The organism is Bradyrhizobium daqingense (assembly GCF_021044685.1).
GTDB lineage: Bacteria > Pseudomonadota > Alphaproteobacteria > Rhizobiales > Xanthobacteraceae > Bradyrhizobium > Bradyrhizobium daqingense.
In genome coordinates, this window is sequence record NZ_CP088014.1 from 1,845,939 (window position 1) to 1,870,138 (window position 24,200).

24 protein-coding genes and 1 pseudogene are annotated in these 24,200 nt (G+C 64.7%); 12 read left to right on the top strand and 13 right to left on the bottom strand.

Translation table 11 applies throughout. The annotated features are described in order from the left end of the window. Positions 1-43: 43 nt before the first annotated feature. The 4 genes from LPJ38_RS08720 to LPJ38_RS08735 all read right to left on the bottom strand — a co-directional run bounded on the left by LPJ38_RS08720 (position 44) and on the right by LPJ38_RS08735 (position 3,786). Entirely contained in the window at positions 44-622 is a 579-nt protein-coding gene (locus tag LPJ38_RS08720; RefSeq protein ID WP_145640295.1) for a hypothetical protein, read from the bottom strand. Between the two features lie 195 nt (positions 623-817). Then, positions 818-2,131 (bottom strand): tetratricopeptide repeat protein, encoded by a 1,314-nt coding sequence (locus LPJ38_RS08725; protein WP_145640293.1) that lies wholly within the window; start codon positions 2,129-2,131, stop codon positions 818-820. Between the two features lie 15 nt (positions 2,132-2,146). Further along, positions 2,147-3,157: an aldo/keto reductase gene (locus tag LPJ38_RS08730; RefSeq protein WP_145640291.1), complete on the bottom strand. Its 1,011-nt coding sequence runs from the start codon at positions 3,155-3,157 to the stop codon at positions 2,147-2,149. 203 nt (positions 3,158-3,360) lie between these two features. Next, the gene (locus LPJ38_RS08735; protein ID WP_167520691.1) at positions 3,361-3,786 is read right to left on the bottom strand and encodes a PaaI family thioesterase; all 426 of its coding nucleotides are present in this window, start codon (positions 3,784-3,786) and stop codon (positions 3,361-3,363) included. Positions 3,787-3,849: 63 nt separating this feature from the next. On the opposite strand from LPJ38_RS08735, the gene LPJ38_RS08740 reads away from it, so the two are divergent. Then, positions 3,850-4,479, top strand: a complete 630-nt coding sequence (locus LPJ38_RS08740) for an NUDIX hydrolase (RefSeq protein ID WP_145640285.1) — start codon at positions 3,850-3,852, stop codon at positions 4,477-4,479. A gap of 55 nt (positions 4,480-4,534) precedes the next feature. Then, entirely contained in the window at positions 4,535-5,749 is a 1,215-nt protein-coding gene (locus LPJ38_RS08745) for a hypothetical protein (RefSeq protein WP_145640282.1), read from the top strand. 166 nt (positions 5,750-5,915) lie between these two features. On the opposite strand, the gene LPJ38_RS08750 is transcribed toward LPJ38_RS08745, so the two are convergent. Then, positions 5,916-6,221, bottom strand: coding sequence for a hypothetical protein (locus LPJ38_RS08750; RefSeq protein ID WP_145640279.1), 306 nt, complete (start codon positions 6,219-6,221; stop codon positions 5,916-5,918). Between the two features lie 193 nt (positions 6,222-6,414). Between LPJ38_RS08750 and LPJ38_RS08755 the strand changes: the two genes are divergently transcribed. The 3 genes and pseudogenes from LPJ38_RS08755 (at position 6,415) to LPJ38_RS08765 (ending at position 8,031) form a co-directional block, all read left to right on the top strand. Then, complete coding sequence (locus LPJ38_RS08755; RefSeq protein ID WP_167520689.1) at positions 6,415-6,894, top strand: hypothetical protein; 480 nt, start codon at positions 6,415-6,417, stop codon at positions 6,892-6,894. A 70-nt stretch (positions 6,895-6,964) separates the two neighbouring features. Further along, a pseudogene (locus LPJ38_RS08760) lies at positions 6,965-7,168 on the top strand (DUF1850 domain-containing protein); the annotation flags it as partial. A 56-nt stretch (positions 7,169-7,224) separates the two neighbouring features. Then, a complete protein-coding gene (locus tag LPJ38_RS08765) occupies positions 7,225-8,031 on the top strand; it encodes an SDR family NAD(P)-dependent oxidoreductase (protein ID WP_145640276.1) in 807 nt (268 codons plus the stop codon). A 179-nt stretch (positions 8,032-8,210) separates the two neighbouring features. Here the strand turns inward: LPJ38_RS08765 and LPJ38_RS08770 are convergent, their stop codons facing one another. Both LPJ38_RS08770 and LPJ38_RS08775 read right to left on the bottom strand, forming a co-directional pair. Beyond that, positions 8,211-8,981 carry a hypothetical protein gene (locus tag LPJ38_RS08770; RefSeq protein WP_145640273.1) on the bottom strand — a complete coding sequence of 257 codons (771 nt, stop codon included), beginning with the start codon at positions 8,979-8,981 and terminating at the stop codon, positions 8,211-8,213. Positions 8,982-9,049: 68 nt separating this feature from the next. Beyond that, positions 9,050-10,627, bottom strand: a complete 1,578-nt coding sequence (locus LPJ38_RS08775) for a cation:proton antiporter (protein WP_145640271.1) — start codon at positions 10,625-10,627, stop codon at positions 9,050-9,052. A gap of 117 nt (positions 10,628-10,744) precedes the next feature. On the opposite strand from LPJ38_RS08775, the gene LPJ38_RS08780 reads away from it, so the two are divergent. From LPJ38_RS08780 to LPJ38_RS08795, 4 genes are all read left to right on the top strand, one after another. Beyond that, a complete protein-coding gene (locus LPJ38_RS08780; protein ID WP_145640269.1) occupies positions 10,745-11,506 on the top strand; it encodes a tetratricopeptide repeat protein in 762 nt (253 codons plus the stop codon). A gap of 186 nt (positions 11,507-11,692) precedes the next feature. Beyond that, a complete protein-coding gene (locus LPJ38_RS08785; RefSeq protein WP_145640267.1) occupies positions 11,693-13,078 on the top strand; it encodes a tetratricopeptide repeat protein in 1,386 nt (461 codons plus the stop codon). A gap of 362 nt (positions 13,079-13,440) precedes the next feature. Further along, positions 13,441-15,351 carry a propionyl-CoA synthetase gene (locus tag LPJ38_RS08790; protein ID WP_145640265.1) on the top strand — a complete coding sequence of 637 codons (1,911 nt, stop codon included), beginning with the start codon at positions 13,441-13,443 and terminating at the stop codon, positions 15,349-15,351. A gap of 184 nt (positions 15,352-15,535) precedes the next feature. Beyond that, positions 15,536-15,802 (top strand): hypothetical protein, encoded by a 267-nt coding sequence (locus tag LPJ38_RS08795; RefSeq protein WP_145640263.1) that lies wholly within the window; start codon positions 15,536-15,538, stop codon positions 15,800-15,802. An 86-nt stretch (positions 15,803-15,888) separates the two neighbouring features. Here the strand turns inward: LPJ38_RS08795 and LPJ38_RS08800 are convergent, their stop codons facing one another. Together LPJ38_RS08800 and LPJ38_RS08805 are read right to left on the bottom strand one after the other, a co-directional pair. Next, positions 15,889-16,074, bottom strand: coding sequence for a hypothetical protein (locus LPJ38_RS08800; protein ID WP_060734723.1), 186 nt, complete (start codon positions 16,072-16,074; stop codon positions 15,889-15,891). A 139-nt stretch (positions 16,075-16,213) separates the two neighbouring features. Then, the gene (locus tag LPJ38_RS08805) at positions 16,214-16,909 is read right to left on the bottom strand and encodes a DUF1013 domain-containing protein (protein WP_008543124.1); all 696 of its coding nucleotides are present in this window, start codon (positions 16,907-16,909) and stop codon (positions 16,214-16,216) included. Between the two features lie 263 nt (positions 16,910-17,172). On the opposite strand from LPJ38_RS08805, the gene ispH reads away from it, so the two are divergent. The 3 genes from ispH to rnhA are packed head-to-tail and all read left to right on the top strand — an operon-like array spanning position 17,173 to position 19,592. Further along, entirely contained in the window at positions 17,173-18,141 is a 969-nt protein-coding gene (gene ispH, locus LPJ38_RS08810; protein WP_008543125.1) for a 4-hydroxy-3-methylbut-2-enyl diphosphate reductase, read from the top strand. 6 nt (positions 18,142-18,147) lie between these two features. Next, entirely contained in the window at positions 18,148-19,131 is a 984-nt protein-coding gene (locus tag LPJ38_RS08815) for a homoserine kinase (protein ID WP_145640261.1), read from the top strand. Next, entirely contained in the window at positions 19,128-19,592 is a 465-nt protein-coding gene (rnhA, locus tag LPJ38_RS08820; RefSeq protein WP_145640259.1) for a ribonuclease HI, read from the top strand. Before LPJ38_RS08815 ends, rnhA begins: the two co-directional genes overlap by 4 nt. A 146-nt stretch (positions 19,593-19,738) precedes the next feature. Here the strand turns inward: rnhA and LPJ38_RS08825 are convergent, their stop codons facing one another. From LPJ38_RS08825 to LPJ38_RS08840, 4 genes are all read right to left on the bottom strand, one after another. Beyond that, positions 19,739-21,085 (bottom strand): IS5-like element ISBj5_B family transposase, encoded by a 1,347-nt coding sequence (locus LPJ38_RS08825; RefSeq protein ID WP_011084757.1) that lies wholly within the window; start codon positions 21,083-21,085, stop codon positions 19,739-19,741. Positions 21,086-21,260: 175 nt separating this feature from the next. Then, positions 21,261-21,746 carry a peroxiredoxin gene (locus tag LPJ38_RS08830; protein ID WP_008543132.1) on the bottom strand — a complete coding sequence of 162 codons (486 nt, stop codon included), beginning with the start codon at positions 21,744-21,746 and terminating at the stop codon, positions 21,261-21,263. Positions 21,747-21,855: 109 nt separating this feature from the next. Further along, on the bottom strand, positions 21,856-22,410 hold the full coding sequence (locus tag LPJ38_RS08835; RefSeq protein WP_145641849.1) for a DUF924 family protein: 555 nt from the start codon (positions 22,408-22,410) through the stop codon (positions 21,856-21,858). 15 nt (positions 22,411-22,425) lie between these two features. Then, the gene (locus LPJ38_RS08840; RefSeq protein WP_145641847.1) at positions 22,426-24,111 is read right to left on the bottom strand and encodes a long-chain fatty acid--CoA ligase; all 1,686 of its coding nucleotides are present in this window, start codon (positions 24,109-24,111) and stop codon (positions 22,426-22,428) included. Between the last annotated feature and the right edge of the window lie 89 nt (positions 24,112-24,200).

The window sequence follows — 24,200 nt, forward strand, 5'->3', positions numbered from 1 at the left end:
GCATCACCACGATCGTACACACTGATGCCGGCAGAGCATGCCGCTACTTGAAAGGATCCTGGATCGACGGCGCCGACTGGCGGATGCGGCGCACGCTCACGGGGGTGCCATCGGAGACGAACAGGAGCTCATATTTGCGGCCCTCGCTGTCGGTCGCCGAGCAGGTGACGTCGTTCACCTTCCTAGCGGCGAAATTACCGGTCTGGCGGCAGACCCCGGTGGAGGTCTGCTGCGCCGGTACCGGCAGACCGTCGACCTTGGGGCGGTCCTTGGAGTTGAGCAGCATGCGGTCGACCGGCAGCTCATAGGAATTGTCGTCGGCGCGCTTGCCGTTCTCGCCGGAGAACGACACCACGTGATTGGCGTCAGTGGGATCGTCGACCGCGACCGCGAAATTGACCCGGCCCTTATCGCCGTGGGCGTAGGCTACCGTCCTACACGCCAAGGTCCGCCCGGCGATCTTCAGCGTCTTGCAATGGCCGGACATCAGCGCCAGCAGGTCAATAAAGTCGTTCTGCTGCGCCGGCGGGTTGTTGACCGGGATGGGAGCAGAAGGCTCGGCAAAACAAGGGCTTGCCACGGCGAGAAGGGCAACACCAAGGACCGGCCAGCGGAGGCGCATCGGAGGGCTCACATGCCAGGGAACCATGGAAAAGTTCCGTTCGATAACGATCGAACCACAAATTGGTTGCGATCCCGTTTTTCTTGCTGAACCCGATTGGAATACCACCGCGCCACCTCAAAGCGATTTGCCGAAATCGCCCAGCCCCACCCGTCGTCACTTGCCGTCAGTCTGGTGTTTTTTTCGTGGCAGAGCCTAGCCCATCGCGGCCTGCCAGCGCCGATCGCGCAGGGAGGGCCGGCGATGCAGGCGGGCCTCCAGCAGGCCGCGAGCGCGAGGCAGCTCGCCGCTGCGCATGAGAGCGACGATATAGGTGTCCTCAATCAGCTCGCGCTGGGCATGACTGCCGCCGATGCGCACGACGTCGGTGAGAACCGGCGCGAGCACCTGCACGCAGGCCGCGTAGTCCTCATCCGCGAAGGCCAGAAGCGCGCGGCAGATCGCTGGCACCACCGGGCCGGCCGGCAGCTTGCCCTCCGCCAGCCGCTGTTCGATCACGGCAAGGCGCGCGGCTAGGGCTTCGTGGTTCTGCGTTGCCGCGGCAAACAGCGCCATGTGGACGTCGGCGAACGGCAAGCCGGATTTCGGGAATAGCTTTTGCGCAGCGGCGTCGGCATCGCGCCAGAGCGCGTCTGGCACGGCGTGGCCGTAGGCCAACAGGCGCCACAGCAGCGAGGCGCCGTCTGTGACCACATTGAGCGGCGGCGCCTGCGTGACTGACGGCTGGAGCACGTCGGCATAGATCGAAAGCGCCCGCGCCGCATCGCCCTGTTCGAGCGCGCCGAGGGCCTGGTGCCAGCGGATATGGCCGTGCAAAATTCCGGCGCGGTCGTAACCGGGGATCCAGTCGTCGACGAGGCGATCGGCCGCCTCGATCGAGCCGTCCTCGAACATCGCATGCAGCACGGCATGCGCGGCGTGGGCATTGGCGCGGCGCAGATTGAATCCGCGCTCGGTAACGCCACGGCCACGCGCAACATCGCCATTCTCAGTCATCGCCCAGCCATACATGGTGAGAAACCACCAGTCCTCGCCATAGTGCTGCGCGACGCGCTCGCACAGCTCGTGCCGCGCGCGGTCGTGATCGGCCATGCCGGAGAAGGCGAACAGGCCGAAGGCGCCGAGCGGCAGCGACAGCACCACTGCATCGCGCGGCCATGCCTCGACATGTTCGCGCATCGCCGCAATCGCCTCGGGCAGCCGCCCCTCGATCGCCAGCGCCAGCGTCTCGACATGCGAGCGCTCGCGCTCCGTGCCGCGCCGCGCGACGAGCTTGCGCGCGACCGCCGCCTTCTGCCGTGCGAGATCGCCCTGCTGGTAGAACGCGTGGACGCGAGCGCGGGCGATATGGGCCAGCGCGAAATCCGGATCGATTGCAATCGCGCGCTCCAGCGCTTCCGCCGTGCCGGTCCACCCCGCGAGCATGAGGTCGACGCCCTCGCGATAGCTGGATGCCGCCTCGTGCGCAGAGGTCGAGAGCGGAAGGCCCAAACGATCTTCCAGCGGCATGGCCGTCTCCTCGGTTCACGCCGTCCGCGCGCGGCGGCCTTCGATCGGGTAGGCAGGATCGTTGTAGCCCGGTGTCGAGGGATGGCCCGGCACGACCAGGCGATCGACCAGGCGTTCGTCATCCGCAGTGAAGCGGTAGTCGAGCGCGCGGATATAATCGTCCCACTGCTCTTCGGTGCGGGGGCCGGCGATGATGGAGGTCACGAACGCGGAGTTCAGCACCCAGGCGACCGCGAACTGGCCGGCGGTGATGCCTCTCTTCTCGGCGTGGGCTTTGATCTCCTGCGCGAGCTGAAGCGATTCCGGCCGCCATTCGGTCTGCATCATGCGAGTGTCGTTACGACCCGCGCGCGTCTCCTTGTCCGGCGCAGCATCGGGCTTGTACTTGCCGGTGAGGACGCCGCGCGCCAGCGGGCTGTAGGGCACGATACCGAGACCGTAGTAAGAGCAGGCCGGAAAATGCTCGACCTCGGGCATGCGGTTCATCGCGTTGTAATAAGGCTGGCTCACCGCGGGCCGGTCGATGCCGAGCCGGTCGCAGATGTTGCAGATCTCGGCGACGCGCCACGCGCGGTAGTTCGAGACGCCGAAATAGCGCACCTTGCCGGCGCGGATCAAATCACCCATCGCGCGCACCGTCTCTTCCAGCGGCGTCGCATGGTCTTCCTTGTGCAGATAGTAGACGTCGATGTGGTCGGTGCCGAGCCGCGTCAGGCTCTCGTCCGCGGCCTGCAACACCCAGCGCCGCGACAGCCCACCGCGATTGGGATCTTCACCCATGGGATTGGCGAGTTTTGTCGCGAGCACCCAGGCGTGGCGGTTGCTGGCGATGGCGCGACCGACGACCTCTTCGGACGCACCCTTCGAATAGGCATCCGCCGTGTCGATGAAATTGATGCCGGCATCGCGTGCCTTCGCGATGATGCGCCTGGAGCCGGCCTCATCGGTCGGCCCGCCGAACATCATGGTGCCCAGACAAATCGGCGACACTTTCAGGCCGCTGCGGCCGAGCTGGCGGTATTGCATGGGCTGTCCTTGCTGCTTCTGCTGACAACAGCATAGCTGTCTCACTCCGTCATTGCGAGCGCAGCGAAGCAATCCAGAGATGCATCCGCGGACAGATGCTGGATTGCTTCGCTGCGCTCGCAATGACGGTGAGGGTACGCTCGGGCCCATACTCGACGACAGCGGTGGGTGTGGTTGGCCGCGGCGGCAGCCAGACCGAGCGCCTATCCCGGCCCCTTCAGGATCTTGAACACGCCGTTCGCCATCACGATGCAGCGGTCGTCCACCGTCACTTCGGTGCTCATGAAGATCAGGCTGCGCGTCGAGCGCACCACGCGCGGGCGGGAGATCAGGATGTCGCCGATCTGTCCGGCCTCGACGAAATGGGTGTCGAGCTGCACCGTCGCCAAGTACTCCTTGCCGGAGACGTAGCGGGCGGACATGCCGCAGGTGCGATCGGCGAAGGTCATCATCACGCCGCCCTGGACCATGCCGCGGCGATTGTGGTGCTTGTCTTCGGTGGCAAGCGCGAACTCGTATTGGCCGCCGACCTTGCGCTCCCACAAGGGGCCGATCAGGTGCAGGAAGCCCGTGGTCTCCAGGATGCTCCAGCCCTCTGATTTCAGCCTTGCGGCGGTTTTGTTGGTCATCCCGTCGTCCATTGCTCTGCTTGCGAGCTCATTTCATCGAGGCCGGACGTGGTGTAGTCAAGCATCATGAGACCGTTCGAAGATGCCACACGGCGGAATATCGCTGATGCCTGCGCCGCCTTCGCGCGCCTGCCGGAGGGCAACGCGCCGTCGTACTTGAAGCGCGCCGCGGTGGCGGTCGCGCTGACGGCAGCAGACGAGGGCGATGACACTGCATTGCTGCTCACGCTACGCGCGTCGCACTTGCGCGCTCATCGCGGCCAATGGGCCTTGCCGGGCGGGCGCTGCGATGCTGGCGAGACGCCGATCGAGGCCGCGCTGCGCGAACTCGACGAGGAGCTCGGTCTTCGCCTCACCAGCGCCGACGTGCTCGGCACGCTCGACGATTATCCGACCCGCTCCGGCTATCTGATCACACCTGTCGTGGTCTGGGCCGCCGACAGCGCCGCGATCAGGTCGAACCCGGACGAAGTCGCCTCCGTCCATCGCATCGCGCTCACCACGATCGAGCGCGAGGACGCCTTCGACTTCATCGCGATCCCCGAGAGCGCGCGACGCGTGATCCGCTTCCATCACCAGACGAGCCTGATCCACGCGCCGACGGCGGCCCTGATCTACCAGTTCCGCGAGGTGCTGGCAGGGCGACACACCCGCGTGACCGAGCTGGAACAGCCGGTTTTCGCCTGGAAATGACATGGTAAACGGCACGTTAACGTGACGGTTACCGGATGCCTGCTAAGACGGCGGCATGCATCGTTCGATTCGACATCGCCTTGCGCTGGTTCCACTCGCGCTCGTCCTGCTCGCGCCTGCCGCGCGGGGCCGTGAGGCCGACGCGCTGCCGCCGGCCGTCCGCAATGCCAATGCCCAGCTGCTGTCGCAGTTCTTTGCGCAAGGCGGGGCCTCGCCCGCCGTGCTCGAATATCGCCGCAAGCTGGCGGAATATCAGGCGGCGCGCGCGGCCTTCGACGCCGAGGCCGGCGCCTATTGGAGCCAGATCTCCGAGAAGCGTCGCGGCCGCAACGCCAAGCGCCGCAGCGGGCAGCAGATCACCCTCGACGACTACGTGCTGGAGCATCCGCCGCTCTACAACGGGCCGAAGCGGCCGGTGAACCCGGAGCCGGAGGAAACGCCGGACCGTCCCGCGAGGAAACCGATCCCCGTCGTCGCCGATTTCCTGCGCGCGGCGCAGGAGCTCTACCAGTTCACGCCGCAGCGTCCCTCCAGCGAGCTAGAGTTCAAGCGCGCCTATGCGCGCTACGCGCTGGCCCATGGCCTGACGCGCGAGCAGGCGGTGCGGGTCTATTCGTTCGAGACCGGCGGCACGGGGACCTACGACGTCCAAGCGGGAATCGAGCACGGCGGCAAGCGCGCGATCTCCACCGCGATGGGTTACAATCAGCTTCTCACCACCAACAGCGTCGAGCTGCTCGCCGAGCAGGGCCATGAACTCATCCGCGCGCTCTCGGAGAAGGTGGCGCGGACGTCGGGGCCGGCGCGGCATGCGCTGGAGCACAAGCTCACTGTGTTGAAGAAGATGGTCGCACACGCCAAGTCGGTGCCCGATACCTGGTCGGATCACGAGAAGATGGGCGCCACCCCGCAGGGTTGGGCCATGCATGCGATGGTGCTCGACGTCGACATCGGCCCTATGCTGCAGACCCACAAGCTGCTGACCTCGGTGCTGTTCGCGCGCGCCAAGGGCTACACCCGCCCGCTCTCCGCCGCCGAGCTCGAGATGATGAATCTCACCGGCGACGGCACCGGCCTCGACATGGTGACGATGCCGCAGGCGATGCGCGAGCGGGTGCCGACCTCGAATTTCTTCCAGCGCGGCGGCTACGAGCGCAACCCGGTCGCGATCCGCCACAACACGGTGGCGAAGCTGCTCGCGGTGACGGATGAGCGGATGGACGTGAACAGCGGCAAGCCCGGCGCGAAGGAGCTGGCGGGCGCGTTCTAAGATCGCTCGCTCTTGCCGCATCTTCCGCTGTCATGCCCCGCGAAGGCGGGCATCCAGTACGCCGCGGGCTCTCGATTCATCACTGCGGCCTCTGGAATACTGGATCGTCCGCCTCCGCGGACGATGACACCGAGTAAGTGGCGACGCCGACGCTCGCCCTTACCGGCTACTGATCCGGTCCGAACTTGAACTTGCCGTCGCCTTCGAGATAAGGGCCCGTGCGCATATAGAGCTGGCCGTTGTGTCCGATGAAGAACAGCGTGCCCTTCGGCACTTTCTTGGCGCCCTTGAGCAGTTCGCCGGCATTGCTGGTGCCCATCTTGTAGGAGTAGGTCTTACCCTCCTTGTCATAGGCGTAGCCCATATCGGACTTGAGCTCCCACGGTGTTGCCGGGGCCTGCGCCAATGCGGGCGCGGCAAAGGTGCCGAGCGCGGCTGCGATTGCAAATGAATTGATTGAAAATGCCGTCATTCCCATCCTCCCACGGTCGGGACATCCAGGCTTGAACAAATCACGAACGGCGCTTCAAGGTCAATTCGCGAAAGCGCCGCAGCGCATCACAGCTTGCCCAGCAGTTTGTGATTTTCCCTTCGTTCCCTCGCGACTATGTTCCGCTTTCCGTCTAGAACGCAACTCCACAAAATTTTGGTTAGGGATGATTCGGATGCGCCATGTGATCAAACTCTGCTGGGCTGCTGCATTGTCGCTGACTGCGCTGGCGCCGGCTGCGCGTGCCGATGATTACCAGCTCAGCCACAATCAACGCATCTCGTGCAGCCGCGGCCTTGCTCCGGGCAAGCTGAACACCGCGACTTGCAAGTCCTACACCTATCTTTTCAACACCAAGACCTCTGAATATTTCCGCTGCCAGGTCTCGCTGGCGCTGACCCGCGACAACAAGGAAGTCATCAACGTCCAGACCGACGGCGGCTGCACCAGGAAGCCGCGCATCTTCGAGACCGACGGCAAATATGATTTCGACGCCACCGAGACCGAGCCGCCGAACACCAACTCGTTCTTCGGCCCCGGCGGCTATTCGGTCTGGGCCGCCGACGTGGGCGCGCAGAAGGTGCGCGGCTGCATCATCATCTCCTCGGGCCTTGGCTCCGACATCTCCAAATGCCTGGACATGACGTTCCAGTGAGGGGAGCGCGCGCCCGGACGTGATGGACTGGGCGTGCGGCGCGACCGCCGCGCTACCCTCGCCGCACCGTCCGGTTCCCAAAAATCGGCTGATCGATCGCTGGTTTCAATGGACGCCGCGGCGTCCGCCGTTGCCGGAGGTCGTGCTCGGCAATTCGGGCGCGGCGGGGGAGTGGCGGCTGTGCCATGATGGACAGTGCCGGACGCTGTCGGAGATTGTCGGGCATCGGATCGGTGCTAACGTCACCACGATGAAAGTTTGCGACAATCCGTAGCCCGCATGAGCGGAGCGACATGCGGGCTACAAGAACAACAACAAGGAGAACACGGGATGGATCGGCTCAAGGGCAAGGTTGCGATGGTGGTGGGGGCCGGCTCGATCGGTCCGGGCTGGGGCAACGGCAAGGCCACCGCGGTGACCTTCGCGCGCGAGGGCGCGCAGGTGTTCTGCGTCGATCGCAATGGCGCGGCGGCGGAGGAGACCGCCAAGATCATCGCCGGCGAAGGCGGCAAGGCGACCGCGTTCACGGCCGACGTCTCGCGGCCGACCGAGATCGAGGCGATGATCGCATCATGTCTGAAAGCTTATGGCCGCATCGACGTGCTCGACAACAATGTCGGCATCGCCGAAATGGGCAGCGTGGTCGATGTCGCCGAGGAGAGCTGGGACCGCGTCTTCACCGTCAATCTCAAGAGCGCTTATCTCGCCATGAAGCATGTCATCCCCGTGATGGTGAAGCAGGGCGGCGGCTCGATCATCAACATCTCCTCGATCGCCTCGATTCGCCACGTCGGGATTTCCTATGTCAGCTATAACGCCAGCAAAGCGGCGATGAACCAGTTGACGCGCTCCACCGCGATCGAATTCGCGAAGAGCCATGTGCGGGTGAACGCCATCCTGCCCGGCCTGATGAAGACGCCGATGGTCGAGCATTCCGCAGGGCTGGCCAACAGCTACGCCAAGGGCGATGTCGAAGCGATGTGGCGCGCCCGCGACGCGCAGGTGCCGATGGGCCATATGGGCGATGCCTTCGACGTCGCCAACGCCGCGCTGTTCCTGGCCTCGGACGAGTCGAAGTATGTGACGGGGATCGAACTGGTGGTCGACGGCGGGATCACCTGCAAGGCGGGGGCGTAGGCGTCGCCTCACTCTCCGCCGTCGTCCCGGGGCGCGCAAAGCGCGACCCGGGACCCATAACCACAGCGAGCAGTTTTTTGCCGCCTGGTAGCTCCGAGTCTTCGCCCAACCGTGGGCAGTGGCTATGGTCCCGGATCGGCGCGCGCTTGCGGCGCGCTTGTCCGGGACGACACCGAGAGTTACTGCGCCAGAGCCAATATCCCGCCGGCAAACGTATGCCACGCCGCCGTCTCGCTGACCGGCCAGTTCAGCACCTTCAGCGCCAGCAGCGCGAGCGTGCCGTAGATGTAGACCGGATGCACGCGGCCTTCGCTGCGCCAGTCGCGCACCATGGCGACGACGAGCAGTAGGGAGGCGACGACGGCGGGAGCGATGGTGACCGGCACCGGGGGCGGGCCCGGCGGTCCTGGAGGCGCGAGGAAGGTGAGAAACCAGCGCGCGATGGCGGCGTCGAGAATCGAGATCGCGGCGAGCAGCATCAGGCGCTTGTGGATCTCCGGCCTGCGCGTGCTCACGATCGCGAGCGCGAACACGACCGCGAAGAACGCGATTCCGCTCATCGGTACGATCGAGAAGGTGATGCCCGCTTCCTTCTGGCCGAGCGCGGCGGCATGCTTCATCAGGTGCACGGAGGTGAGGAATCCGAAGATTGTCATCGCGGTTGCCAGCGAGACGCCGGCGATGCCGAGCGAACGATGATTGACTACGCGGCCGGAGGCGGCGAGCCAGCTCTGGAGCACGAAATAGAGCGACCAGGTGAAGAACAACAATCCGTGAAAATGAACCACCGGGCTGGCCGAAAGTGTCCGGTTGGCGAGGGGGATCCAATAGGTCGGTGCGAAGCCGAGGAACGCGGTGGCAGCGCAGGCCAGCGACATGTGGAGGTAGAAATATCGTGCAGGCGACGCATCACGCGCGCGAACACGACGGTCGTCGATCAGAGTCGTCATCTGGAGTGTGTCTGGGGAGGAACGGTTTGGTTCAAGCTCCACTGTCGACTTCGAAGCGGCTGCTCACATCATCCTCCCGCGCTCAACTCTGCGCGATCGAGCTCTTCCTCGAGCCGATGAAACGCATCGTCGCCGATCACCTCGGTGGCGCGGAGATCGAAGATGGATTTGCGGGCGGCCTCGATGGCGCGGCGGCGCAGGGGATCGGCGGGCAGTTCGCCATTGGCAATGCCGCCGTTGGGATCGTTCTCGGTCTGCATGAGGATGGCGCGATATTCGAGCCGCAGGATTTCCGCTTCCTCCGACGGATCGCTTTCGATGACATCGAGCGCCGCGCGATAGGCGACCGCGCGTCCACGCGCGACCTCGGTGCCGACCGGATCGTCGTCCTGGAGGCGAAAGGCCAGGATCAGCGGCCGCAGCGTCAGGCCCTGGATCACCAGTGATCCCAGCACCACCGCAAAGGCGATGAAGACGATGAAGTCGCGATAGGGGAAGTTTTCCGGCAGGGCGAAGGCGGCCGCAAGCGTGACGAGGCCGCGCATGCCGCACCAGGAGATGATGAGCCCGCCTTTGACTGAAGCGACCTGCTTCGGATCCTTCGGATGATAGATGCCTTGGGCGACCAGCGCCCGCAGCGTCGTGCGGTAGAACGTCACCCAGAACAGGCGGACCAGGACGACGGTGAGCAGGATCCAGGCGGCGGCGACGCAGTATTCCCAGCGCACTTCGGCATCGAGCCGCGTCCAGATCGGCCGCATCTGCATGCCGATCAGCATGAAGGCGAGCACATTGAGCACGAACACCATCGTCTCCCAGACCGCATAGGACGGCACCCGCAGCCGTGCCGGGATGCGCGCTGGCGCTGTGCGCGCAACCGTGATGCCATAGACCACGATGGTGAGGATGCCGGAGAGGCCGAGATGCTCGGCCGCGATCCAGACCAGGAAGGTGGTGGCGAACTGCAAGATGATGGCGCTCGGCGCTTCCTTCACCCGCTCCATGAACAACGGAATGATGCGGCCTGCAGCGAGTCCTGCGACGACGCTGCCGACTAGCGCGAGGGCCATGGTCGGTGCGACCTGGCTCCATGTCAGGTGCTCGGTGGCAACCGCGCCAACCGCGATGCGATAGATCAGCAGCGCGGTGGCGTCGTTGAGCAGGCTCTCGCCCTCCAGGACCTTGACCATGCGATGCGGCAGCTTCACCTGGCTCAGGATCGCGACCGCCGCCGCCGCATCCGGCGGTGCCACGATGGCCCCGAGCGCGATCGCAGCGGCCCAGGGCATGTCGGGCATCAGCCGGTGCGCGACGAAGGCGACGCCCGCTGTGGTCAACCCGACCGCGGCGACGACCAGGGTGGAGACCGGAACCCAATTGTTGCGCAGGTCCCGCAGCGAGGTGTCGAAGGCGGCGTCGAGCAGCACCGGTGCGACAAAAAGCGCCAATGCCAGGTCCGGCTCCAACGTCCAGGACGGGCTCGACGGCACGAAGGCGATCAGGGCGCCTCCGATGGCGAGGAAGGTCGGGTAGGGGACCTTGATCCGCCGCGCCAGCGCCGATAAGCCAACCGCGCCGAGCAGAAGCACGATGATCCATTCGAATGTCGACACGATGATCCCCGAAACCGATGTGAGCGGCGCCACAAGCTAGCACCAATCCGGCCGTATTGTTCGATCATGCGGCCGCAAAGCAAGGTTGAAGGCGAGACTGGCGGAAACCTGACGACGACGCTGAAGGCAAGATCTCCGACTGCAACGAGCATGCGTTCCTTTCTCATTCGCCTCTCAGGTGCCGGACTCATTTGCGTGCTCTCGCTCGCCGAGGCCCATGCCAGGACGGGCGGTGAGCCGGTCGCGGTGCCGCAGATCGACCTCGCGCCATGCCTTGCGGCAGCCGCAGCCGACGACATGGACAAGGCGGCGCCGGCCTGCGCGGCGGTGATCGAGAACGAGAAGACCGCGAAGGAAGATCTGATCAAGGCGCTCATCGCGCGCGGCGCGCTCTATGCGCGGCGCGGCCAGATCGACCGCGCGATCGCCGACGACAGCCGCGCGCTTCTGCTCGATCCGGGCCTCGCCGATGTCTTCAATGCACGCGGCGAGCTGTGGCTGAAGAAGGGCGACAAGCCCAAGGCGGTGCAGGATTTCGGCGCGGCGCTCAAGATCGATCCGAATCACGAAAAGGCCAAGGCCAATCACAAGGCGATGGCGCGTGAGCTCGAGCGGCTCGGGGCGCAGATGGCGCTGGCCGGCAAGCCCAGCTTCAATTGCGCGCGAGCGCGCAAGACGGTGGAAAGGGCGATCTGCGGCAATCGTGAGCTCGCCGATCTCGACCGGGAGATATTTGCAGCGAATGCCCGCGTGATCCGCGAGGCGCGAAATCCTGCCGGGGCGAAAGCGCTTCAGCGCGAGCAGGACGATTTCATTGCACGCCGCAATGCAGAATTCGGGCGGCCGGGCTATGATCTAAGGAAGGCGATGCAGGAGCGCTTGCAGAGGATCAACGGGGTGGATGGGTATTGAGGCGGTCTTCGCCTCGTGAGAGGTCGTCATGCCCGGGCTTGTCCCGGGCATCCACGTTCTTTGGTCCGCGGCCAAGGCGTGGATCGGGACAAGCCCGGCCATGACGGCGCCGACAGCCACCGATTTGAACCCATCCCTTGCCAGCCGCGACAATGGTGAGAACCCGACGCCCCGGAGACCTACGCCATGTGCGGCACGCATTCTTCCGCGCAAATGCCCGCGTTTGCCAAAATCTCGCTTCGCGCCTTCCTCCTCGGCGCCGCCATGAGCGTGGCCCTCATCGGCCCGGCTTTCGCCGACGCTGATTGCGTCCTGAACAGCAAAGCTGCTCCCGCAGACCTGATCTCCGCATGCAGCGTCATCATCGACCAGACGACAAATTCCGCGTCTGAACGTTCCCTGGCGCTCGTTGCGCGCGCCGAAGCCAATGCGCGAACCTCCGGAGGCCTGTCGCAGGCGCTGCGCGACCTGGACCGCGCCATCGCGCTTGACGGCAGGAACGCAAAGGCCTGGCGCGTGCGCGGTGACCTCCTGCGCGAGGCGGGCGGCGACCTCAATCGTGCCGCGGCGGATCTGACCAAGGCGATCGAGCTCGACCCAAAGGATGCGGAAGCTTACGAGCTGCGCGGCGTGGTCTACACCAATCAGCGCCGGCTCGACCGCGCGCTCGCTGATTACGACCAGGCAATCAAGCTGAAGCCGGACGATGCGCAGGCCTGGTCCGATCGCGGCGTGGCCTATTATCTCGGCGGCGACAACGAGAAGGCGGTCAAGAATTTCGACGAGGCATTGCGCCTCGATCCCAACCGCGCGCGCACCTACACCAATCGTGGGGCGGCCTACAAGAAGCTCGGCCAGCTCGACAAGGCGGTCGCCGATGACGGCGAGGCGATCAGGCTCGATCCGAAGGTTCCGGAGTATTACGACAATCGCGGCCTGACCTATGCCGCGATGGGCGAGTACGACAAGGCGATTGCCGATTACGACCAGGCGATCCGGCGCGAGCAGCGCGCCAACTTCCTGACCAACCGCGGCGATTCCTATCAGTTCAAGGGCGAGCTCGGGGCGGCGCTGAGCGACTACGAGGCCGCGCTGAAGCTCGATCCGAATTTCGCGAAGACCTACAACAACCGCGCCGTGCTCTACAAGAAGATGGGGGAGCGCAAGAAAGCGCTGGCCGACTACGAGACCGCGCTGAAGCTCGATCCCGGTAACGAGAATGCCGCGAACGGCCGCCGTGCAATGATCGCCGAGATCGCGAAGTTTGGCGCCGAGCCGCCGCGTGCCCTGAATGCGGAGGCGGGTAACGGCCCGTCCTTCAACTGTGCCACCGCCAGGCGCGAGGTCGAGAAGGTGATCTGTGCCGATGCGCAGCTCGGCGTGCTCGACCGCCAGATCGCCGAGACTTATGAACGCGTGCTGAGGGCTTCGAAGGGACGTTCCGCCAGCGACCTGCGCAAGACCCAGCGCGAGTTCCTCATGACGCGCAATGCGAGCTTCCGCCGCCCCGGCTACGATCTGAAGAAGATCATGCAGGACCGCTTGCAGCGGCTGAATGCGATGGAGAGCTAGAAGGACACGAAGTCGCGCCGACTGCTCGGTCACCTCTCCCGCTTGCGGGGGAGGTCTACGCGCTCGTAGAGCGCGGCGGGTGGGGGCTCTCTCCTCTCGGGGACTTTCTCTATGACACTCGCGCAATCCCGACGCGGACACAGCCCTCTCCCCACCCCTCTCCCGCAAGCGGGAGAGGGAGCGCACCGCCGACGCGGCCGCGACCGTCTCTCTCCCAAGAGACCATCCTTTTCAGCTTGAACCGCGGCCCGTTCCCGGGAGAATACTCTCCAAACGAGGCCGGCGATTGATCCTGGTCATGGCGGGACGCCCGTCCTGTCGTCAGGTCAGGGCCAGGCGCACAAAGGAACGGGAGCGCGGGCATGAACGTCCAGGGCAAGAGCATCTATCACGAGGTCCACGCGCGCTCGCTGGCGGATCCGGAAGGATTCTGGGCCGAGGCGGCCAAGGACATCGACTGGATCGAGCCGCCGAAGTCCATCTTCGATGCCAGCCGAGGAACCTATGGCCGCTGGTTCGCCGGCGGTGTGGTCAACACCTGCTACAATGCGCTCGATCGCCATGTCGAACGTGGCCGCGCCGACCAGGTCGCGCTGATCCATGATTCTCCGCTGACCAGCAGCGTCACCAGATTCACCTACGCCGAACTCCTGAAGGAAGTGCAGGCGCTCGCCGCCATCATGCAGGATTTCGGCGTCGCCAAGGGCGAACGCGTCATCCTCTATATGCCGATGGTGCCCGAGGCCGTGGTCGCGATGCTCGCCTGTGCGCGCATCGGCGCGGTGCATTCCGTGGTGTTCGGCGGCTTCGCCGCCAAGGAGCTCGCCACCCGCATCGACGACGCCGAGCCGAAGCTCATTCTCTCCGCGAGCTGCGGCATCGAGCCCGGTCGCATCGTGCAATACAAGCCGCTGCTCGACGAGGCGATCAGGCTCGCGGGCACGAAGCCGAAGGCCTGCATCGTGCTGCAGCGTCCGCAGCACACCTGCGACCTGACGCCGGGGCGCGACTACGATTGGGCGAGCCTGCGCCGCAAGGCGCTGAATGACGGCAAGGCGGCTCCTTGTGTACCCGTCGCCGCCACCGATCCGCTCTACATCCTCTACACGTCGGGCACCACGGGCATTCCCAAGGGCGTGGTGCGCGACAATGGCGGGCACCTCGTCGCGGTGAAATGGTCGATGTTCAACCTCTATGGCGTCAAGCCGGGCGAGGTCTGGTGGTGCGGCTCCGACATCGGCTGGGTGGTCGGCCACAGCTATATCGTCTACGGCCCGCTGCTGCATGGTGCGACCTCGATCATGTATGAGGGCAAGCCGGTCGGCACGCCCGACGCCGGCGCGTTCTGGCGCGTCATCAGCGAGCACAAGGCGGTGGCTTTCTTCACTGCCCCGACCGCATTCCGCGCGATCCGCAAGGAAGACCCGGAAGGAAAATTCATCCGGAAATACGATCTCTCCAAATTCCGCACGCTGTTCCTCGCCGGCGAGCGCGCCGATCCGCCGACGGTGGAATGGGCGGAGCAGCAGCTGAAGGTGCCGGTGATCGACCATTGGTGGCAGACCGAGACGGGCTGGTGCATCGCCGGCAATCCGGTCGGGCTCGGCATGCTGCCGGTGAAGCACGGCTCGCCGACGGTGCCGATGCCGGGCTATCAGGTCGACATCGTCGACGAAGCGGCAAAGCCGGTCGGCCCCAACACCATGGGGTCGATCGTCATCAAGCTGCCGATGCCGCCGGGCTGCCTGCCGACGCTATGGAATCAGGATACGCGCTTCAAGGAAGCGTATCTGAGCGAATTCCCCGGCTATTACAAAACCTCCGACGCCGGCTACAAGGACGAGGACGGCTATGTCTTCGTCATGGGGCGCACCGACGACATCATCAACGTCGCCGGCCATCGCCTCTCCACCGGCGGCATGGAGGAGATTCTGGCTTCGCATCCGGATGTGGCCGAATGCGCCGTGCTCGGCGTCAAGGACGCGATCAAGGGCGAGGTGCCCTGCGGCTTCCTGGTGCTGAAAGCCGGCGTGACGCGCGCGCCCGCCGAAATCGAGAAGGAGATCGTCGCGCTGGTGCGCGACAAGCTCGGCCCGGTCGCCGCCTTCAAGCTCGCGATCACCGTCGGCCGCCTGCCCAAGACGCGATCGGGAAAAATCCTGCGCGGCACCATCAAGAAGATCGCCGATGGCGAAGCCTGGACCATGCCGGCGACGATCGAGGATCCCAAGGCGCTGGACGAGATCGGCGAGGCGCTGAAGGGGCGGGTGTGAGGTTTGCTCTTCCGTCAGGCCCGGGCTTGCCGTCGTCGCATCTGCTTCGCCGGCCCCGAACTGAATTGCCCGGCATGGCCTTGGCGCGCCGGGACCCGGGCATCCATCAATGAGCAAGCAAATGCCTTGATTTCGATGGATTGCCGGGTCAAGCCCGGCAATGACCATGAGACAGGACCGATCAATGTCAGCCAACCTCGTGCGGTACGGCGCCATCTCGCTGCTCGCCATCGCTCTCTCCGCCTGCTCCTCGCGCTACCAGACGCCGGTTGCGGTGGGCGGCGACGACGATGACGCCGTGTGCCAGAGCCGCGGCTATGCGCAGGGCTCGGCGGAATATGCGGCCTGCCGCAAGGACCGCGACGTCCAGCGCAATGCCGCCACCGCCCGCGCCGACCGCCGTCAGCGCGATCTCGGCGAATACATGCTGAACAATCCGGTGCGGCCGTGATGTGCGGTTCGGCACTATCGTGCCGCAGCGCTGGCCTGTGATTGCGTTTTCTGTTGCGAGAAGAGTTGGTTGAAGGAGGGCGCAGACTAGCTCGCGTGCACTGTCCGCGGATGCCGCTCATGCAGCAGCTTCGCCAGAGCGTCACGATCGCCGGGGCGGTCCTTGACGGCGATTTCGAACAAGGCTTCCTGGATATCTCGGGGCATGTCGCCCCACGCTGCCAGAACGGCGCGTCCCAGCATCGGAGCAAAATGGTCTTCGTCGTGCTGCATCGCTGATCCTCCGCGCTGAAAACAATGCAGGCTCGGCTACATCGTTCCTGCTCGCGGCATCGCAAAAGCTGCGCTCGCAAACAAAAACGCGGCGGATCGCTCCGCCGCGTTCGAACCGATGTCCGTGCAGGGAGGAAAATTACTCCTCCTCGTCCTCCTGCTTCTTGCCGCCGAGCGTCTTCAGCTTGGCGAACACGGCGTCGACATTGAGGTCGTCGCTGGATTTCTCCGCGGGCTCGTACTCGTCCTTGCGGGTGGTCTCGGAGGCCGGCAGCAGGGTGGCGCCGCCATAGGCTGCGTCGATCGGCTTTTCCTTGGCCGCGCGCTGCACCTCGAAATCGAGCTCGATCTGCGAGCACAGGCCGAGGGTGACGGGGTCGATCGGGGTCAGGGACGACGTGTTCCAATGGGTGCGGTCGCGCACGCTGGCGATCGTGCTCTTGGTGGTGCCGACCAGGCGCATGATCTGGGCGTCCTTGAGCTCGGCATGGTTGCGCAGCAGCCAGAGGATGGCGCTCGGGCGCTCGTGGCGGCGCGAGACGGGGGTGTAGCGCGGGCCCTTGCGCTTGGGCTGGGGCGGCAGCACCACCTTGCTCTCCTGGAGGCGGAGCCGATAATCCGGGTTGTTCTCGCCCTTTTCGATCTCCTCGCGGGTCAGCTGGCCATTGGAGAGCGGATCCATGCCCTTGATGCCCTGGGCAGCGTCGCCGTCGGCGATCGCGCGCACCTCGAGGGGATGCATCTTGGTGAAATCGGCGACCTGGTCGAAGGTCAGCGCGGTGTTGTCGAGCAGCCAAACGGCGGTCGCCTTGGGCATCAGAGGTGCGTTGCTCATGGCAAATCTCCTTTGTGCTTCGCCCACCCCTCTGGAGGCGAAACCGGTGGTCATCAGCGATGACAGGGAATTCGCGCTATATAAGCCCGGAGGGGGTGGACACGCAATGGTTCTGCTATAGATAGTGCCTTGACAGCGCCCGAAAGGGGGGCCCAATTCCTTTGAACCGCCGTACGGTTCGAGCCGACCCTTTCAAGCCAATTCCATCCATCGACCGCCCCCGCCAGAAGGCGAAACGGGTGATTCGGTCCCGAGATCGCTCAATGTCAGCCAAACCAGACCTCAAGATCGTGCTTTGTTCTCCCCGCGGCTTCTGTGCCGGCGTGGTCCGGGCGATCGACACCGTGGAACGGGCGCTCGATAAATACGGCGCCCCCGTCTATGTTCGCCACGAGATTGTGCACAACAAATACGTCGTCGACGGGTTGAAGAAGAAGGGTGCCATCTTCGTCGAAGAGCTGGCCGAAATCCCCGAAAACACCACCGCCCCCGTGGTGTTCTCGGCCCATGGCGTGCCGAAATCGGTTCCGTCCGATGCCCAGTCGCGCAATCTGTTCTCGCTGGATGCGACCTGCCCGCTGGTGACCAAGGTGCACCGCGAGGCCGCGATCCACTTCAAGCGCGGCCGCGAGATCTTCCTGATCGGCCATTCGCACCACCCCGAAGTGGTCGGCACGCTCGGCCAGCTTCCGGTCGGCGCCGTGACCCTGATCGAGACCGCCGAGGACGCCAAGACCATCACGCCGAAGAACCCCGACAACCTCGCCTTCGTGACCCAGACCACGCTGTCGATCGACGACACCGCGGAGATCGTGGCGTTGCTCAAGGAACGCTTCCCGAACATCAACGGTCCGCACAAGGAAGACATCTGCTACGCCACCACCAACCGCCAGCTCGCGGTGAAGAAGGTGGCGCCGGTGGTGGACGCGCTGATCGTTGTCGGTGCTCCCAATTCGTCGAACTCGCAGCGCCTGCGCGAGGTCGCCGAGCGCGAGGGCTGCAAGATCGCGGTGCTGGCGCAGCGCGCCACCGACATCGACTGGGACAAGTTCGGCAACATCACCAGCCTCGGCATCACCGCGGGCGCATCCGCGCCCGAAGTGATCGTCGAGGAGATCATGGACGCGTTCGCCGAGCGCTACACCCTGCATGTGGAGACGGTCTCGGCCGCGGAAGAGAACGAGTTCTTCCCGCTGCCCCGTCAGGTGCGCCCCGAAGCCGCCGCCGAGTAGACCTTTATGGCGGTCTACACCGACGTTGCCGCCGACGAGCTTGCGGATTTTCTGAAGCAATATGATCTCGGCGAATTGCTCTCCTACAAGGGCATCGCCGAGGGCGTCGAGAATTCCAACTTCCTGCTGCACACGAGCGCGGGTTCGTTCATCCTCACGCTCTATGAGAAGCGCGTGGCGAAGAACGATTTGCCGTTCTTCCTCGCGCTGATGACGCATCTGGCCGAGCACGGCATCAACTGCCCCCTGCCGGTGAAGGCGAGGGACGGCGAGGCGCTGCGCGAGCTGTCGGGCCGCCCGGCCGCGATCATCACCTTTCTCGAAGGCATGTGGCCGCGCAAGCCGAACGTGAGCCATTGCGCCGGCGTCGGCGAGGCGCTGGCGAAGATGCATCTGGCCGGCGCCAACTTCACGATCAAGCGCGCCAATGCGCTCTCCGTCTCCGGCTGGCGGCCGCTGTTCGATGCGGCTGCGAGCCGTGCCGACGAGGTGCAACCAGGCCTGCGCGGTTTTCTGGCCGCCGAGCTCGATCATCTCTCGAGCGGGGTCTGGCCCACCGATCTGCCGGAGGGCGTGATCCACGCCGATCTCTTCAACGACAACGTCTTCTTTCTCGGCGACCGGCTCTCGGGCATCATCGACTTCACCTTCGCCTGCAACGACATGCTGGCCTATGACGTCGCGATCTGCCTCAACGCCTGGTGCTTCGAGCCGGATCATTCCTTCAACGTCACCAAGGCGCGCGCCTTCCTCAACGCCTATGGCCGGGTGCGAAAGCTGACGGCGTCGGAAGAGGCGGCGCTGCCGCTGCTCGCGCGCGGCGCCGCGATCCGTTTCCTGCTGACGCGGCTGGTGGACTGGCTTAACGTTCCGCCCGGGGCGCTGGTGAAGCCGAAGGATCCCCTGGAATATGTCCGCAAGCTGCGCTTCCACCAGAGCGTGACGAGCGCACGCGATTACGGGCTGATGCCGTCAGGACTGGTGGCGTGAGCGAGCTTCCCAACGTCACGATCTATACCGACGGTGCCTGCTCGGGAAATCCCGGGCCCGGCGGCTGGGGCGCGATCCTGAAGTTCGGCGACAAGGAGAAGGAGCTGAACGGCGGCCAGCCGCACACCACCAACAATCAGATGGAATTGATGGCGGCGATCTCCGCGCTCGAAGCGCTGAAGCGGCCGTGCACGGTCGATCTCTACACCGACAGCCAGTATGTCCGGCAGGGCATCACCGGCTGGATCTTCGGCTGGAAGCGCAACGGCTGGCGCACCGCCGACAAGAAGCCGGTGAAGAACGTCGAGTTATGGCAACGCCTCGACGCTGCGCTGAAGCAGCACGAGGTCCGCTGGCATTGGGTCAAGGGCCATGCCGGTCACCCCGAGAACGAGCGCGCCGATCAGCTGGCGCGCGACGGGATCGTGAAGGCAAGGCTGCAGACCCGGATCAGCGAGTAGCGAGGGGGCTGGCTCTCTCCATTCGTCATGGCCGGGCTTGACTCGGCCATCCAAGCCTTGCCGCGCGGAGCCAAGAACGTGGATGCCCGGGACAAGCCCGGGCATGACGTCGTCCTTGGATAGAGCGTGCCTAAAGCTGTCGTCCGTTAAGAAGCCGGATTGATCGAGGCTGGCCGGGCGAGCGTGCGCCATAGCTGGGCCAGGAACAGGCACAAGAGATATCTCAGCCAGGCGAGGATGCGGCGGAAGTTGTGTCCGACGGCTGAGAGGACGACGTTGGCGGCATCGCCGGCGCGGCCTTTGAGGTAGCAGCGCCCGAGGTGGCCTTCCGCCTTCAGGTGTCCGATGATGGGCTCGATGGCGGAGCGGCGGCGCAGCTCGCGCTTGATGACACCGAAAACGCCGCGCTTCTGGCCGGAGATGAAGACGCGACGGGGATTTTGTGCGTCGTGGCCGCGGTATCCCTTGTCGACATAGGCCCGCTCGATCGGACAGCCGGTGAGTGTCTCGGTGCGGTCAATGACGTCCCGCAAGGTGTGACCGTCGTAGGGGTTGTCGGGCAGTGCGCTGGCGTGCAGCACGAACAGGCCACCGGGAGCCCGGCGGTTGTTGGTGACGATGGAGGCCTTCACGCCGAACTCGTAAGGCGCGCTGGCCTTGCCCTTGCCGATGCACTCCACTTCCGGGGCATGGAAGGAATAGAGCTTCCAGCCGCGCTGGCGCTGCTGCTGCGAGCGGATCTGCGTGGCCCGGCCGAGCGGGAGGGCGAACGCCTGCTCCAGTGCTGGCTGGCCTTCGATCTTGCGGCGGATGTCGCGGATGATCCGGCCCAGCCGGCTACGCAGGATACGCAACTGCCGCTGATGCCGCCTGAACTGTTTGGCATGGGCGTAGCGGCCGGCCATCATCGCGGCGGCCTTGGCGATGCGAGCATAGGATTGCCGCAGCCTGACGCCGTGCCTGATCGCCAGGCGGTTGAGCCCCTTGATGGCCGCATGCAGCAGCTTGGCATCGGTCGGAAAGGTGATGGCCTTCGGCTGCACCGTGGTGTCGACCGTAACCCGCTTGAGGTCCTGGCTGCGTAATGCACCGGCCTCGTGCGCTACCCGCAAGCTCTCGGCCAGCAGCAACTCCAGCTTGTCGCCAAGCCGCTTGCGCCAATGGCTCAGGTCCGAGCGCTCGTGCGGGAACGTGTGCTGAAAGAACTCTTCCCCGGTGAAGAACTGGAAGTATGGGTCATGGACCCAGCGCTCGCACACCTCCTCATCGGACAGCCCGTAAATGTGCTTGAGCAACAGCAGACCGATCATGAAGCGCGTCTCGATCCCGGGCCTGCCGTTCTCGCTGTAGAGCGGCGCGATCTCGCCGTCGATCCAGTCCCAATCGACCTTGCCGGCGAGCAGAACCAGCTCGTGCTTCATATTGATGATCTGGTCGAGCCGAGCCCGGAACAGATCGTTCGATCCCGTCGTCTTGTGCTTCTTCGGCCGCATCGTTCCCTCCGATGCAGACAAGGAATCATGCTTCCCGCTTCGAGGGAATCCACGAAAACCAAATCGCAAGGTTCTGACGCCCAAAGCATCAAAACCTTGCAATCTGGAAATGCCCCTTAGCCCAAATCGAGATTCCCGATCAGTGGCTTAGTCCTTCTTCACGGACGACTAAAGCTCAGAGCTGCCCGAGCAGCGTATCGCCGCCGGAGACCTCGACCTTGCCCGGCATCGCCTCGAGGTTCAGCTTCTTCACCACGCCATCCTCGACCAGCATCGAATAGCGCTTGGAGCGGATGCCGAGGCCGTTGGCGGAGGCGTCGAGCTCCATGCCGATCGCCTTGGCGAACTCGGCATTGCCGTCGGCGAGGAAGATGGCCTCGTCGCGCTGGTCGGTGTCGCGCTTCCAGGCGTTCATGACGAAGGCGTCGTTGACGGAGACGATGGCGATGGTGTCGACGCCCTTGTCCTTCATGGCGTAGGCGTTGAGGAAGATGCTCGGCAGGTGCATCTTGTGGCAGGTGCCGGTATAGGCGCCCGGCACCGCGAACAGCGCCACCTTCTTGCCCTTGAAGATATCGTCGGTGGTCTTCACCTGCGGGCCTTCCGCCGTCATCACGCGGAATTTCGCCTCGGGCAGCTTGTCGCCAGTCTGGATCGCCATCGTCAGTCTCCCTGAATTTCGGTCCCGCTTTTTAGACCGTGGCGCGGGCCTGCACAATATTGCCGGCGGCGGAAGCGGCGAGGGTGGCGGCCCGTTCACCCCGATGTCATCAGCCGGCAAACCCGCCGCCATCGAGGAAGGCCTGCTCCGCCTCCGTGCTGTCGCGGCCGAGGACATTGTTGCGGTGGGGGAAACGGCCGAACCGCTCGATGATGTCGGCGTGCTCGCGCGCGTATTTTAGGTTCTCGACATTGTCGGTGTTCTCAAACAACGCGACGCAGTGCAGCTGGTCGGCCAGGTGCTCGGAATGCATGAAGGGCAGATAGAGGAATTCGAACAGGATGGGATCGACCCTGCGATCGACGCCGCGCGCAATGGCGCGGCGGGCGACGTCACGCGCCTGCACATCGCTGGCAAAAGCCTGCGGCGTGCCGCGAAACATGTTGCGGGGAAATTGGTCGAGCACGATGACGAGCGCGAGCGCGCCCTCGTCGCTCGTCTCCCATGACGCAAGCTCGCCGGCGGCCGCCTTCTGCCACAAAGCCAGAAAGCGGCGCCTAATCTCCGCGTCGAACGCGTCATCGCGCTTGTACCAGCGCTCCCGGCCGGCCTCGCGCCAGAAGGCGAGAATGCCTGAAGGCGTGATGTCGCCAGATTCCAGCATGGATGGAAAGCGGCCTTACGCCGCCTCCGCCTTCTTCTCGTCGCGCAGCTGCCGGCGCAGGATCTTGCCGACATTGGTCTTCGGCAGGTCGTTGCGGAATTCGATGTGCTTGGGCACCTTGTAGCCGGTGAGCTGCTCCTGGCAGAACTTGATGACGGCTTCCGCGGTGAGATTCGGGTCCTTCTTCACGATGAAGGCCTTCACTGCCTCGCCCGATTTGGAATCGGGGATGCCGATCACGGCGCATTCGAGCACGCCCGGATGGCTCGCGATCACTTCCTCGATCTCGTTGGGGTAGACGTTGAAGCCGGAGACCAGGATCATGTCCTTCTTGCGGTCGACGATCTTGGTGTAGCCCTTCTCGTCCATGATGCCGATGTCGCCGGTGCGGAAAAAACCGTCCGCAGTCATCACCTTTGCGGTCTCTTCCGGCCTATTCCAGTAGCCCGACATCACCTGCGGGCCCTGGGCGCAGATTTCGCCGGCCTGGCCAAGCGGCACCTCGTTGCCGTCATCGTCGCGGATCGAGATGTAAGTCGACGGCACGGGGATGCCGATCGTACCCGTGAACTCGGTTGCCGTTGCCGGATTGCAGGTCAGCGTCGGCGAGGTCTCCGACAGGCCGTACCCCTCGGCGATGAAGCAGCCGGTGATCGCCTTCCATTGGTCGGCCACGGGGCGCTGCACGGCCATGCCGCCACCGTTGGAGATCTTCAGCTTGGAGAAGTCGAGCTTCTTGAAGTCGGGATGATGCATCAACCCGTTGTAGAGCGTGTTCACGGCCGGGAAGCTGTTGACCTGATATTTCGCCAGCTCCTTGACGAAGCCCGCGATGTCGCGCGGATTGGGAATCAACAGATTGCAGCCGCCGGCGCGCACCGCGAGCAGGTAGCAGGCCGTCAGTGCGAAGATGTGATAGAGCGGCAGCGCGCAGACGATCATGAGCTGATCGACATGCGGCGGCGCGGCGAGCGCCGGCTGGAGCCAGGCGTCGTTCTGCAGCACGTTGGCGACGATGTTGCGGTGAAGCAGGGTCGCGCCCTTGGAAAGGCCGGTGGTGCCGCCGGTATATTGCAGGAAGGCGACGTCACCGGGCGACAGCTTCGGCTTGTTGAAGCTCATGCCGCGGCCGGCCGAGAGCGCGTCGTTGAAGGACACCGCGCCCGGCAGCGACCAGGCCGGTACCATCTTCTTGACGCGGCGGACGACGAGATTGACGATCACGCCCTTGAAGCCGAGCAAATCGCCCATGCTGGCGACGATGACATGCTTCACGCCCGTCTTGGCGATCACCTGCTCGACGGTGTGTGCGAAGTTCTCCAGCACGATGATGGCTTCGGCGCCGGAATCCTTGAGCTGGTGCTCGAGCTCGCGCGGGGTGTAGAGCGGATTGACGTTGACCACCGCGTAGCCGGCGCGCAGCACGGCCGCGGTTGCGACCGGATATTGCAGCACGTTCGGCATCATGAGCGCGACGCGCGCGCCGCGCTGCAGCCCGCGGCCCTGCAAATAGGCGGCGAGCGCGACCGACATCTGGTCAAGGTCGCGATAGCTGATCGACTTGTCCATGCAAATGAACGCCTTGCGGTCGGCGAACTTGGTGAAGCTCTCCTCCAGCAGGTCGACCAGCGATGCGTATTGCGTCGGCTCGATATCGGCAGGTACGCCGGGCGGATATTGCTTGAGCCAGATGCGCTCCATGGAAACTCTCCCCTCATCTCGCTGAGCCCGTTGTGTCTCGGGCTTGCCTCATTGTCGCCAGTATCGAGCTTGCCGGAACGGGTGGCAAG